General features: G+C 53.8%; 13 protein-coding genes and 1 pseudogene. 2 read left to right on the top strand and 12 right to left on the bottom strand.

What is annotated here, in order from left to right; genetic code table 11:
• Positions 1-12: 12 nt before the first annotated feature.
• The 12 genes and pseudogenes from R1T46_RS01795 to R1T46_RS01740 all read right to left on the bottom strand — a co-directional run bounded on the left by R1T46_RS01795 (position 13) and on the right by R1T46_RS01740 (position 9,563).
• The gene (locus R1T46_RS01795) at positions 13-1,167 is read right to left on the bottom strand and encodes a hypothetical protein (protein WP_317307122.1); all 1,155 of its coding nucleotides are present in this window, start codon (positions 1,165-1,167) and stop codon (positions 13-15) included.
• Positions 1,164-2,864 (bottom strand): Hsp70 family protein, encoded by a 1,701-nt coding sequence (locus R1T46_RS01790; protein WP_075195378.1) that lies wholly within the window; start codon positions 2,862-2,864, stop codon positions 1,164-1,166. The genes R1T46_RS01795 and R1T46_RS01790 overlap by 4 nt, the downstream gene beginning before the upstream one ends.
• A 313-nt stretch (positions 2,865-3,177) precedes the next feature.
• Complete coding sequence (locus R1T46_RS01785; RefSeq protein WP_075195377.1) at positions 3,178-4,131, bottom strand: trypsin-like serine peptidase; 954 nt, start codon at positions 4,129-4,131, stop codon at positions 3,178-3,180.
• A gap of 274 nt (positions 4,132-4,405) precedes the next feature.
• Entirely contained in the window at positions 4,406-5,926 is a 1,521-nt protein-coding gene (locus R1T46_RS01780; protein ID WP_317307121.1) for an alkaline phosphatase D family protein, read from the bottom strand.
• Positions 5,927-5,960: 34 nt separating this feature from the next.
• Positions 5,961-6,359 carry a YciI family protein gene (locus R1T46_RS01775; RefSeq protein ID WP_317307120.1) on the bottom strand — a complete coding sequence of 133 codons (399 nt, stop codon included), beginning with the start codon at positions 6,357-6,359 and terminating at the stop codon, positions 5,961-5,963.
• 114 nt (positions 6,360-6,473) lie between these two features.
• Positions 6,474-6,593, bottom strand: a pseudogene (locus tag R1T46_RS01770) (antibiotic biosynthesis monooxygenase); the annotation flags it as partial.
• Positions 6,593-7,000 (bottom strand): type II toxin-antitoxin system YafO family toxin, encoded by a 408-nt coding sequence (locus R1T46_RS01765; protein ID WP_317307119.1) that lies wholly within the window; start codon positions 6,998-7,000, stop codon positions 6,593-6,595. The pseudogene R1T46_RS01770 and the gene R1T46_RS01765, both read right to left, overlap by 1 nt.
• Entirely contained in the window at positions 6,973-7,296 is a 324-nt protein-coding gene (gene yafN / locus R1T46_RS01760) for a type I toxin-antitoxin system antitoxin YafN (RefSeq protein WP_036202617.1), read from the bottom strand. The genes R1T46_RS01765 and yafN overlap by 28 nt, the downstream gene beginning before the upstream one ends.
• 143 nt (positions 7,297-7,439) lie before the next feature.
• Positions 7,440-7,757 (bottom strand): antibiotic biosynthesis monooxygenase family protein, encoded by a 318-nt coding sequence (locus R1T46_RS01755; protein WP_036202625.1) that lies wholly within the window; start codon positions 7,755-7,757, stop codon positions 7,440-7,442.
• A 23-nt stretch (positions 7,758-7,780) separates the two neighbouring features.
• Positions 7,781-8,149, bottom strand: a complete 369-nt coding sequence (locus R1T46_RS01750; RefSeq protein ID WP_317307118.1) for a glyoxalase superfamily protein — start codon at positions 8,147-8,149, stop codon at positions 7,781-7,783.
• 79 nt (positions 8,150-8,228) lie between these two features.
• Positions 8,229-8,852, bottom strand: coding sequence for a LysE family translocator (locus R1T46_RS01745; RefSeq protein WP_036202631.1), 624 nt, complete (start codon positions 8,850-8,852; stop codon positions 8,229-8,231).
• Between the two features lie 195 nt (positions 8,853-9,047).
• Positions 9,048-9,563, bottom strand: a complete 516-nt coding sequence (locus R1T46_RS01740; RefSeq protein ID WP_036202635.1) for a GNAT family N-acetyltransferase — start codon at positions 9,561-9,563, stop codon at positions 9,048-9,050.
• Positions 9,564-9,757: 194 nt separating this feature from the next.
• On the opposite strand from R1T46_RS01740, the gene R1T46_RS01735 reads away from it, so the two are divergent.
• A complete protein-coding gene (locus tag R1T46_RS01735; RefSeq protein ID WP_317307117.1) occupies positions 9,758-11,623 on the top strand; it encodes a phospholipase effector Tle1 domain-containing protein in 1,866 nt (621 codons plus the stop codon).
• Complete coding sequence (locus R1T46_RS01730; RefSeq protein ID WP_081899197.1) at positions 11,613-12,230, top strand: DUF2931 family protein; 618 nt, start codon at positions 11,613-11,615, stop codon at positions 12,228-12,230. The genes R1T46_RS01735 and R1T46_RS01730 overlap by 11 nt, the downstream gene beginning before the upstream one ends.
• The last annotated feature ends 67 nt before the right edge of the window (positions 12,231-12,297 follow it).

The following is a 12,297-nucleotide window of genomic DNA, read 5'->3' as shown; positions in this document are numbered from 1 at the left end:
GATCGTGTCCGGTCAGAGCGTCAGTATCGGTATAACCCCTATGCCGACAATCAGATAGCCTCCAAGACCCCAGAGAAACCGAGGTGAGAGCTTCTTGAAGAAAACACCAAACCGCTGCGCCACGCCGTAGCGCTTTTCGTCTCCTCGGACATCCCAGAATGCTATATCGAGTGGGTCTGTGAATTTTATCCTCGGGTCTTCGTGCCGTGCGTGTTCTTTGGGTACCCCCGCAATAAAGAAAAACAGCGTAACTGGGAAAAGAAAGCCGAAAATCAGGGTCGCAATCGGGTTTACCCCGGCATCCACGCTGCGCTTTACGGTAAAGCAGAAGAAGGAGATGGCCGCCAGCAAAGCAACGATCAGGAAAATATCTGCGTGGTAGGAGGTCCCGGGCAGCAGATTCATCACTCCCTGAACAAGGCCTAGCGTCGCGCTCGTCCCTAACACCAGCACCAGAAAAGCAAACAGCCACTCCAGCCGGGAGATACGCCCCCTCGAATTCGCCAGCAAGCGGCCAAGCCATCTCCAGCCTAAACGTTCACTGTTCATGATTTCGCTGGCATGGGCGGCGTCCAGAAGCAGGTAAATATTGTCCATGGGCAGGCCCGGCACGTGCCTGTAGTCGTTGCTCCAGCCGAATGTGCGGTCCAATGTCAGAAGTACGGTTCGGTCCAGTGGACAGCATCGGGGGGAGGCTTCGGAGATTTTTTGCCAAAGCACATTGAGAACATAATGGCCGATGTCATCTCGAATACCCGGGAATTCGAGCAGCGGATTGTTCAGGAGCGCTTCCATCGCTTCGAGGTTTGATGTGTCCTCCGCTTTTTGAATCATGGCTGCGATTTCGTCTGCCAGGTGCCGGACCTCTCGGGCATCAACCGCCGGGCGTTCGACCAACGCCGGCTGAGGCTCTGAGATCGGTTGCGGCTCGAGTTGGGAAGACGGCGAGGGTGTGGTTGAGGCTGCTGGCGTCGTCAATGAGGAAGCAGGATCAACCCGCGACGGTGCCGAAATGGCCTTCAGGGCGGTCTCGTAGGCCTGGCGTAGCGTCATGAACTCGTCAGGCTTGTCCTCTGGATTGCACTCTTTTGCTCGTCGTGCGTAAGCGAGCTTGATCGTGCGCTTGTCGCTGTTCGGCTCGATGCCGAGATATTCCCAGGCGTTCACCACATTCCCCATTGTTTGCGGATAGCATCCAGGCGTTGTTCAACGGCAGTACGTATCGTGTCCACCCGTTGCGAATCCTGAGAGTCCATCGCGTTTTCCAGTTCCATGATCAGGTCGCTGATCAATTGTCTCTGTTCCCCCAGGGCTTCAGAAAACATTCGTTCCGCTTCCATCATCACCGCGATGTTGGCGCTGTCCTCCCGCGGATGAAACTTGAGCGAGTCCAGCCGCTTCAAGGCACGTTCGATATCGACGTCCGAGAGCTCGGTCGCCGTGTTGCGAATGATGAGGCGATCCTTGACCCCGGTGCTCAGAACCTCTGCCTGCACTTCGAGTATGCCGTTGATGTCGTAGGTAAAGCGGACATCCACGGCTTCCTCGGAAGCAGGTTTGGGTGGAACGGGAACGGTCATCTCGCCAATCTTGATGTTGTTTTTGACCAGTCTCTGCTCGCCCTGGTAGACATGCAGCTGAACCTGTTTCTGATGGTCAGACACCGTGTAGAAGCGGTCGACCCGACTGGCGGGAATCACGGTATTGCGCGGAATGAGCACGGAGAAAAAGCCAGTGCGAGTGCCCTGTTCCAGCGTCTGCGCCGATTCGATGCCCAGGCTGAAGGGGCAGACATCCGTCAGCACGGTATCCCGCAGAGCCTGGTTACGCTGTTTAAGAGCCGCCTGGATGCCCGCGCCCATAGCAACAACAAGGTCTGGGTCGAGATTGGCAGAAGGGATGCGCCCAAACATACGCCCGACAGCGTTCTTGATCATGGGCATGCGGGATGCCCCGCCGACAATGATGACCTCATCAAATCCTTCGCGACCCAAACCGGAGTCCCGCACCGCTCGCTCGAGTGGGGCGCGAAGACGATCAAGCAGGCCGGCGCTATATCCCAGAAAGTCATCCCGAGTGACGGTAGTTGCGAGCGACTGGCCGCCGATGGATGCCTTCACGTCAACCTGAACGTCCTCGCAAAGCGCGGCCTTGGCCTGGTCGCAGACGCGGTAGACATGTGCCCGCTCTTCCCGGCTCAGTTTCTGACTGCCAAGTTCCCACTTTGCCAGTACCCCCGCCACCAGTGCCCGGGTGAAGTCCTCACCGCCGAGGAAACTGTCGCCGCTGGTAGCGTGTACTTCCAGCAGGTCATCGAATTTCTCCAGGATGGAGACATCCAGGGTGCCGCCACCAAGATCGATCACGATAAAGGTGCTTTCGTCCCGCTGCTCGCGCAACCCATACGCCAGGGCAGCGGCCGTTGGCTCGTTTATCAGGCGTTCAACGTGCAGGCCGGCAAGCCGTGCTGCAGTGAGCGTAGCGGTACGCTGGTTATTGTTGAAGTAGGCAGGGACACTGATGATGGCTTCTTCGACGTGTTCCCCGAGAAAGGCTTCCGCATCGGCTTTGATCTGCTTGAGAACCAGCGCTGAAAGCTCTTCCGGGGAGTAGCTGTTCCCGTTCAGGGCAAGGCGTTCGGACGTGCCCATCAGCCGCTTGAATTGCGACGCCGTGGCGTGAGGGTGGGTCACCAGGCGGTCCTTGGCAGGCCGGCCCACCAGCACATTACCACTGCGGTCCACACTCACCACGGAAGGGGTAAGCCATTCGCCAAGAGCGTTCGGGATGATTACAGGTCCATCTTCTTTCCAGGCACTTGCCAAACTGTTGGTGGTGCCCAAATCAATGCCGATGACTGCCATTGAAGTTCCTTGGTTTGTGTCTTTTTAGCGGAAGAAAAATAGCAGCATTCGAAGGCCAAATGATGTTTCGGCGTTCTTTCCTTTTGGGCTGCATGAAGTGTGCGAGGGAATTGCGGGAGGACTACGCAGATCGCTCCATGTCATGGCATATCATCCTTGAACTGGCTTCCAGGGTGTGCGTTGTTTGTTGTTTATCGGGAAATATTACATCAACGCAATGTATGAGGCCATACACCACAGCCACAACTAACAGAAGGGCCAAGCCTGGCCCTTCTGTTAGTACCGTTTCCGGAAAATGGTCTTCAGTTACTGGTTACGCATCCTGATCCCGTGCATGGCGCACAAGCTTGGTTAACCAGGAACCTCCAGCGCACCAGTTTTCGTCTGAATCTTCAGCAGATACAACCGCCACAACATAGGGACCGTCGCTCCAGAAAGCGAACATCGGGCCACCGGAATTTCCGGGCGTTATGTCCGCGTGAGTCTCCATGGATCGAGCGGGGCCGAGATCATGCCAGGGCTCATTCAGCTTCTTGTCGCGTTGAAAGGTTGGGCGCAAAGCGCTACCAATACTGCCGGGATAGCCGATATTGAACCAGTAAGGTTCGTCATCCCATGAGCTGTTGTACGTTCGCGTGCCCATCCATCCAAATAGATCGCCAATACGATCAGCCGTGACCAGAACGGCATAGTCCTCGTCAAGTTCAAACCAGCCAACGCTGCCGGTCACTTTTGTATAGAACCAGACCCGGGTGATGGCGGTGATAGCACGGACTGAACCGCCGGATCGATGAACCTCAACGGTACCTGCGCCATTTGAGCGCCAGTCGACCACATGGCTTGCCGTCAGCACATGCCTGGGGCCAACAATGACGCCTGATCCTGAGCCGGACGACGTCAGAACCTTGCAAATGGTCCCCCACGGGTAGCTGATGTCGTTGTAAATCCTGCGGTCCTCCGGATTGAAAACCGTAAGAGGCCTAAGATCCTTTCCGTTCAGAAGAACACGAGGCGGTTTTGCCAGCTTGTCCCTGCAAGGTACGGAGCTTGCCCCAAACCACTTGGGCATCATTGGCGCGGTAGGTTTTTCGTCAGACCTTGCGTCTCGTTTGGCTTCAAGCCCTTTATATTTGTAGGGCTTTGGTTCCGGCAGCAGCATGGACTGCAGGTCTTTCGGTATTGTGCCCTTCGGACTTCTGTCGAAACGTTCGGCAACCTGGGAGGCAGAGAGAGGTGATTCATCATTCGCTTTATCTTTGCTAGCCATTTTGAAGTTCCTTTTTCAATGCTAAACGGTGGCTTCCAGCGCCAGACGAGGCCAGCGCTGAACCTGCCCCGGTTCTGTATGCATCCAGCAAAAACCGACGATGACCAGCGCAGCAACACCGTCTTGTGAATCTCCGGGGGCAAGACTCTCCAGCTCGAATCAGAGTCACTAGTCAGTCTAGTTGTTTCAGACGAGTGGTCAAAGTTTGTACAGGCGAAGGCTCTCCCCGTAGGGCACCGCCGTGCCCAGCCCCTCCCGGGCTGATCTATGCTCTCTATTTACCCGCTTGGCGGGGTGTAATTGGATACTCTGGGCGTTCGGACGTTTCCGACATACAGTCCTCTGTAATCCAGTTCACCCAAAGCTTGTCGTCAGTACCTTCCTCAAGGGTCACGAAGTTACGTTCTCGAATATACCGCTTCGAACCTACAGGTTTTAACATGCTGGCTTCGATTGTCCGCTCCTCATTGATAACCTCAATGTTGTCATTGGTTACCGCGGAGATGCCCAGCCACTGGAGCAAGCTAGGTGCAGGGTGAACTATTCCGGAAGACACGATTTGATGAATCTTGATAGGGTTGTCATCGCGGAAGTCAGTAATAACACCCAAACAGCCTACATGTACGTCACCGGATAAGATGACTGTTTTAATGGGCTGATCCGTTTTGTGCCGAAGTTTGGCATTCTCCAACAGGCGCATTATCAAACGACTTCTCTCGCCCTGATGTTCTTTGGCACGCCAGTGGTCCTTTAGATCGTCCGTTAAGTTCTCATCCCAGGGTGTGACATCGAAGGCTGTTTCTGTAAACGAAAAATCCCGGTATACAACAGGTACCGCTGACATGATTAACAGCGTACCCTCGGTTGTATTTTCCAGGGTTGCTAAAACCTGCTCCCATTGCTTGGCACTCATAACCTGGCGAATCGTCCGATCACTACGGTTATCAAGCCCCAATATGGTGTAACCGTTGAAGCTCAGGCAGAAAGCATAGTGAGCCCCATCCTTTGAAAGTAAAGAATGATTGGATAGCGAACGAATCTGGAACAACTCGAAGTATTTTTTTGCATATTTGAATATTTCGGAAAAGACAGGGGTTTCTTGCAGCTCCTTTGGAAAGCTTCCCCACCCGTCAAATATGTCATGGTCATCCCACATCATTAGGCTTGGAACAGAGGCCAACATGTAAGACATATATTCATCCGACCAACGTTCCCGATAGAGTTTGCTGTAAAACTGGTCGATCTGACGGGACATGACCTTCGTCGGCTTTCTGCGTTTTTGATCCTCCAGTTTCAAGGACGACCAGTCAGTCAACGTCTTGACTTTCTCCCAGATGGAGTCTGCATAGACTTGGTCTCCTCCCATTAACAGAAGCGAGAAAGGCCTCTCCCTATGTCGCTCGCTCATGTGTCTCCATAATGCGAACGGATCATCAATTTTCGTGATCAAATCCGCCTTGGAAACGCCGTTGCATGAAGCGTAAGCAAACTTCGGTTCCTCATTATTGGCTGGTACATAGAACTCCCAGCTTTTTCTGTTATGGGTGTCACTTGCAACCTGGCTATTCAGATGCACGTCGTATTGGATGAACCGGCCCTTTTCACCAGGCTCAATACGCACTTCCGCTCTCCAAAACCTACCATCAGGAATGTCTTTCAGTATCGTCGCTTTTACCGTTCGGCCGTCAATGGAGATTTTGGCCTGCTCTATGTTCTTACCTGACAGAAAACAGACCGTATACTGCCCGTCACCTTCATATCCTAGTAGAGGGCCTACGAATAGCGATGCTTTCATAAGAGTCTCTCCAACCTATAAATAATTGTATGGATCATTTTGTACACCTCTTGGCAGCCTCCGCTTCGCCAATTGCGAGGCAGTGGTTAATCGGACGGAGCTCGATGCCCCAGCCCAGTTCCTCGCCCATACGCGCTGCCGGGTGCAACGAGGCGAGCTTCACCGCTGCATCGAAGTCCGGCGCTTCGATGATCACTACGCCGCCCACAACCTCCTTGGTTTCCGCGAACGGCCCGTCGGTGACTACCAGTTTGCCGCCCTTGAGGCGCATCGACTTCGAGCTCCAGTCCAGGCTTCCGGCCCAGGTGACCTCGCCCGCTGCCTGCATCTCGGCGTCGAAGCGCTGGCATTTCTCTCCAACCTCGGCCAGCTCGTTTTTGCTCATCTGGTTGAATTTCTCTTCGCTTCCGTAGGCCAGCAGCATGTATTTCATGGCGTTTCTCCCGATCGTTGTTTCATCAAAAACCTTTGATAGGCTCATCGGGTAGTCGAGTGGACACTGCGGTTTTCGACAATCGTACGATTTTTTTCGATGCGGTAGGACGGCTTAAATCCCGTACTCCCGCTCCACCTTCGCAATCCGCACCCGAAAGCTCGAATACCATTGCTGATGGCCAAGCCGCTGGGCCTCCTGATGCTCCGCGTTCTGCTTCCAGTTGCGGATCGCTAATTCTGGTCCCGAAATTTCCCGGCGATTGTCGCCAAATTGGTCATGATGTTTCGGTTACGGGCCTGCTCGTGAGCATCGGGCTCCAGTACAGCGAGCAGAAGATAGCAATCATCGTTCATTGCGCCTTGGCAATAAACAAGATGGATATCGCTGGTGCGCCTGAATTGTACGGCGTGAATGGGACCGTTGGCGGGATCTAGGAGGTGGAGGTGCTGGAGTTCTTCCATCCTGACTGAGGATAACGTGTGAGGGTGGTCATACAGTTCGTCGCGGCCAAAATGCTGAGGAATCATTCCAGTGCGCTTATAATCTTCAAAATCCAGGATAAGGGCATCCAGTTGTTCCAGTTCACCCTTGTCCTGGTACTGCTTTTTAATCAGTCCGGACGTGTAGACTTCGACCACGTTGCATATTCCTCCATGTCCTCCGGTGAGGCGTTTGCCAGGAGGTCTGCACCGTGTCGTCCGATATCCCTAAGACGTTCTACGGATAGTTGCATCCTGCCAGTCACCGTTCGTTGCCGTTCAAAATGCTCAACCATTTTCATCAATTCCTGAAACAGATCTTGTCCTACCATGTAACCGGCGGGCCGGTTGTTGGACAGGACTGCCACAGGCTGGTCCGTAAAATATTGTGCTGGGTTTTTCCTCAGTTCAGTAATGCTGACAGATTGTTCTGCCAGAATCGCATGGGTACCCATGAGCCGTGCTCCGACTATTTGATGATACTGCTTGTCATATTTTAATGTACGATGTTGTGTACATTATTGTAGGCACAATAATTACTATTTAGAGTTTTGTCAAATGAACTGTCGGTGGGGCTCGAAGGCTCTGAGCGGGCGGGCTAAATGCCGTATTCGCGCTCCACCTTCGCAATCCGCACCCGAAAACTGGAATACCATTGCTGATGGCCAAGCCGCTGGGCCTCCTTATGCTCCGCGTTCTGCTTCCAGTTGCGGATGGCCTCAAGGCTTTCCCAGTAGGACACTGTGATGCCCAGACCCTCCCGGGCGGATTCCATGCCCAGGTAGCCGGGTTGCTGGGCTGCCAGTTCCGCCATGCGCTCAGCCATTTCGCCGTAGCCGTTGTCGCCGTCCGTGCGGTGGCTGCTGAAGATGACAGCGTAGTATGGGGGTTTGGGGGTATCAGCGATGTCGGACATTGGTCACTCCAGGCGAGTCAGGATTAGCTGGTAAACGTGCGCTCATTAAACAGAATTCTGTTTGAAAACGGGTCTACCACCTCGAATATTCTGTCGCCCCATGGGGCTGTGGTGATTTCCGGGCGACTGTAGCGGTAGCCACGCGAGGTTATTTCATCGTACAGGCCCTCGAGATCATCCGTGTTCACGAACATTTTGGCGCCGGGCGTGCAGTCCCCTGAGTGCTCGCTGAGGTGAAAAACGAGGCCACCTCTGGAAACCTGCATATAGAGGGGAAAGCCTTCCTCGAAGCGGTGCTCCCAGTCCACCGACATGCCGAGGAACTCCAGATAGAATTCCCTGGCCTTTGCCTCATCAAAAATTCGGATGATTGGGATGGCTTGAAATTGCATTAATGCTCTCCTTGCAGATAATGCGTGCCAGCATGCACGGTTTTTATGGTAGGGAAACCCGGCGAAAAGAAGTCGCTTCTTAACTTTGCTGCATGGTCGACGTGAACGCAGCAGCGCCAAATAACGCGCCACCGCCCAGCTTGTTCAGCCGTTTTCGGGCCTGGAAGTTTTGAATCCTGTAACGCACAACGCCTGCGAAGAGCGCAAACGATGTGATGGTTATGGAGACCACACCCAGGAACGTCACCATCAAGATCAGCAGCTGCGGCATCGCCGCGACGTTGGGATTAACGAACTGGGGGAGGAAGGCCACGAAAAAGACGATATCTTTTGGGTTCAGAGCGGTCACCAGAAACGAGGACTTGAACAGATTCACTTTTGAAATATCCGGCACGGAGATCGGCGACAAACCATGCTCAGGCACTTCTCGCCATGTCTTGATGCCAAGGTAGATCAGATAACCAACACCGAACCATTTAAGAATCAGGAACAGCGTCGCGGACGTTGCCAGAACGGCACCCAGCCCGATCAACGACAACGTCATCGCCACAAAATCTCCGAGCAACACACCGGAAACCAATGGCATAACCGATTTTTTGCCGTGGCTGATGGCCTGGCCAAGCACCAAAATCACGGTTGGCCCGGGAATGATCGCAAAGATAAAAACAACAGATACAAAGGTCACCCATATTTCGAGAGTCATAACGTATCCTTGGGTTTCTGGCGGCAAAGAGACCGAACCGGCTCAATGCGACAAATGCGACCTCTTCGACAAACCGTAGTGCCAGAGCACAGAAACGAAGTGGGCGTTGTTGTTCATGATTAGAAAGTTATACGACCGGTGCGCGCGCGTCCAATCCACTGCTCGCTTCCTTAAGGCCGGTAAAGGCTATGTGGCTCAGGCGCTTGCCGCACGGCGTTTGCGGTAGATAAGAACGTCCCAGCTACGGTATTTGGTACGGGTATCAATTCTGAACCCCACCTTCTCCGCCACACCGGTAGAAACGACGTGGCGGGTTGCGATGATCGCTATGATCGAGTCAATGCCACAGTGCGAGAAGCCGTACTCCAACGCTGCCCCCGCAGCCTCTGACGCCAAGCCTTGCCCCCATACGCTTGGTGCAAGGCGATAGCCGATCTCTATTTCCTGAGCGCCATCAAGCTCTACGTGGCTCAACCCGCAAAAACCAATAATCGACCCAGAAAGACGATCAATAATAGCCCACTGACCAAAACCATGGTCCCGGTAAGAGTCCAGGCACCAGTCGATAAACTGCCGGGTATCATCCTCGGTGCAGGGTCCATTGGTCGAAAACTCCATGACCTTTGGATCACCAATAATCTCCGCGAGTGTGCCAACATCTTCCGATGAAAACTCACGCAGTAACAATCTGGGTGTTTCAGCTATGACCATGCCTCTGTCCTTGATGCATTTTGTGTATGACGCCCGCAGCCAGAGAAGGCTCTCGTGCTGGGTTGGCCCGCGAGCACTTACATGTACTACCCGCAATGTTATGAAGTATCCAGCATGCTATATTCACGGACTGCTAGATATAGTTAAACACCGGGTAGCCAGGAGGCAACCTGTAAGAGAAAGGAATTCTCACCATGAGCAAACTCATCACCGCCTGCGTAGGCGATACGCACGTTTGCCCGATCCCAGGGCACGGTTCTTCCCCCATCCTGCCAAACGGCTGCAGTATTCTCGCTGACGGTAAGCCCGTTGCCCGAGTGGGCGATGCCACGGGCTGTGGCGCCATGATCACCCAGGGATACCCAATGGCCTTTGCCGATGGCATGCCCGTGGCGTACCTCGGAAGCCCCACCAACCATGGCGGTTCGATTGTTAGTGGTAATCCACGGGTTATTCTTGGCGTTGCCACCATCGCCGCGCCAGTTGTGGATTTTGCGGTAGCAGGAGCCCTGGATGACAAGGGCCAACTTACGCCAACGGCAAAACAACTGCTGGACACAGACCCCCAGGAATTTGTGCGCCGGGCAGCGCAGAAAGGCGCATTGATTGACGAAGGCCTGCCTGAAAAATCACCGGATGAGTCGCCCGAAGAAGAGGACCATCCCAAAGTCCGGGTGGAAGCAGGCATCTTTTTTGATGGTACCGGCAACAACCGCAACAACACCCAGACCTACCAACGACAAATGGATGAATGCCTGACGGCCAATGCCGCCGGAGCCATGTCGGAGGAAGAATGCAGTAGTGAGCTGTCTCAGATCATGGAGGGTAGTTATCTCAATGCCGAGACCAATGTCTCCAAGCTTGAGCGACTTTACCAGCAGGGTCAGTCCCAAAGTGATGAGTGGGAACAGGTACACCGAATTGCCACTTATGTATCTGGTGTAGGTACAAAAGCCGGAGACCCCGATGACGGCCCGAGTATGGGGCTGGGGCTTGGTGAGCAGGGCGTACTAAAGAAAATTAATAAAGGGTGCAGAGAACTGGCGTTTGAAATCGGTGACTCTGTCATGGAACCAATCGATGAACTGGTCCTTGATGTGTTTGGTTTCAGCCGTGGAGCCGCAACAGCACGGCACTTCGTCAGCCGGGAGATCGATGAAAACGGGGCACTGGCCAAAGCTTTCAAGCGTGAGGGGATTCCCTGGCCAAAGAAAATCACGGTTCGCTTTCTGGGCTTGTTTGATACCGTTGCAGGTGTTGCCGACCTGGGCAACCTCGACTTTTCAGCCCACGATGAGAGAACCGGCCGTATCAACGTCAATTTAAAGCCGGAACAGGTTCAGCGCGCGGTTCAGTTTGTGGCTCGCGATGAGCGACGGCACAATTTCTCCCTGAACAGCCTGCGGAGTGAATCTGGCAACCTGCCCGAGCACTTCAATGAGTGGGTCTTGCCGGGAGCACATTCCGATATTGGTGGAGGTTATCCAGACCGGTTTCAGGAACGCATCGAAGTTCGTCCACCTTTGGTGGTCGGGGGTAAAGATCGTCATAACCCCGAAGCGAGTTTCGAATTCTCGCGGATGTTGCAGGAGCGGGCACTCATCAAAAGTGAAGGGTGGATTGGGCCTTTGAACCCGCTCGCTACGTTAGAGATTGAACAGGAGCGTCCGTCTGGCTTGCCTGGAGGTGACATTACCCTGCGTCTATGGCTGAATCGTGAGGTCCGGGGAGAGTACTCGCGTATCCCCTTGTATCTGATGCACAAGCTGGCTGTGAATGAGGGGGTTCCCCTGCAGTCTATTAACCCTGATGTGGAAGGTCTTTCCTTGCCAGACGAATTAATGCCTATCGCCAGGAATCTTGCTGCTCACGTCTGGCATGGCAATGAGTTGCTGATGACGCCGGAATCTAAAGCCTTACTAAAGCAACGGTACATCCATCATTCCGATCATTACCTGAGGATGGGCCCGCTGTACCCCTTTAGGCCTGCCAAAAACGGTCGTCGCGCGATTCATCCGAACAAGGGGCAGTGGAGTGAAGGGCAATATCATGAGTATTAAGAATCTCGCAGTCAGCTTATGTGTTTTGATGCTTCTGGGGTGTTCGGAGCAAACTGAGTCGAAAGGGCCGATGCACGGCCCGGATTCAATCTATCGGAGCATCTCCATTGTCGTGCCCAAGCATTACGATGCGTGGGTCGATACCGTAATCCTCGAATCCGTGTCGGGGAACATCGGTTGGCGTGCCCCTATCGGAGTCGTCACATGTTGCTGGGAAGACCCGTCCGGCAAGAATGCAGAATGGCAGGCTATGCCTGGGCTGGTGTTAGTTAAGTGGTTTTCGTTTGCAGAGCAACAATCCTACAAGGCGCTGATAAAGCTTGAAAATGCACGCGAAATTGAAGAAAAAATGAAGGAAGTAGCTTCGTTTGAGCGTTATGGCGAGATCGTTGAGCGCCCCCGGCATAACCTTGTTTTTGGCCTGGCCCCGGGCGGAACGGTGGTTGTCTGGATCATGAACCGTGCAGAAAATGCGATTGAGGTTGGGCGCTACGAAGCCGAGCCTTACAACAACGAAGAGTCGGACTACTCTCAGTGGGTAGACGAATACATGGAAAGAGAGGGCGAGTATCTCAAAGAAAATGGAATTAAACTGAAGGGTTGGTAGGCGAAAGCCTCGCCGCCAACACCAGGCATGGTGACAGTTTGCTGATGCCCCCCCCAATGGCCTCAAT

Origin of the sequence: Marinobacter salarius (assembly GCF_032922745.1) — a bacterium.
Taxonomy (GTDB): Bacteria; Pseudomonadota; Gammaproteobacteria; order Pseudomonadales; family Oleiphilaceae; genus Marinobacter.
Note: the sequence above shows the minus strand (reverse complement) of the source record. Positions and strands in the feature narration are given on the sequence as shown.

Coding starts and splice junctions, on each gene's coding strand:
- R1T46_RS01790 (WP_075195378.1), bottom strand. CDS start 2,864: ATGGCAGTCATCGGCATTGATTTGGGCACCACCAACAGTTTGGCAAGT.
- R1T46_RS01785 (WP_075195377.1), bottom strand. CDS start 4,131: ATGGCTAGCAAAGATAAAGCGAATGATGAATCACCTCTCTCTGCCTCC.
- R1T46_RS01780 (WP_317307121.1), bottom strand. CDS start 5,926: ATGAAAGCATCGCTATTCGTAGGCCCTCTACTAGGATATGAAGGTGAC.
- R1T46_RS01775 (WP_317307120.1), bottom strand. CDS start 6,359: ATGAAATACATGCTGCTGGCCTACGGAAGCGAAGAGAAATTCAACCAG.
- yafN (WP_036202617.1), bottom strand. CDS start 7,296: ATGGGTACCCATGCGATTCTGGCAGAACAATCTGTCAGCATTACTGAA.
- R1T46_RS01755 (WP_036202625.1), bottom strand. CDS start 7,757: ATGTCCGACATCGCTGATACCCCCAAACCCCCATACTACGCTGTCATC.
- R1T46_RS01750 (WP_317307118.1), bottom strand. CDS start 8,149: ATGCAATTTCAAGCCATCCCAATCATCCGAATTTTTGATGAGGCAAAG.
- R1T46_RS01745 (WP_036202631.1), bottom strand. CDS start 8,852: ATGACTCTCGAAATATGGGTGACCTTTGTATCTGTTGTTTTTATCTTT.
- R1T46_RS01740 (WP_036202635.1), bottom strand. CDS start 9,563: ATGGTCATAGCTGAAACACCCAGATTGTTACTGCGTGAGTTTTCATCG.
- R1T46_RS01735 (WP_317307117.1), top strand. CDS start 9,758: ATGAGCAAACTCATCACCGCCTGCGTAGGCGATACGCACGTTTGCCCG.
- R1T46_RS01730 (WP_081899197.1), top strand. CDS start 11,613: ATGAGTATTAAGAATCTCGCAGTCAGCTTATGTGTTTTGATGCTTCTG.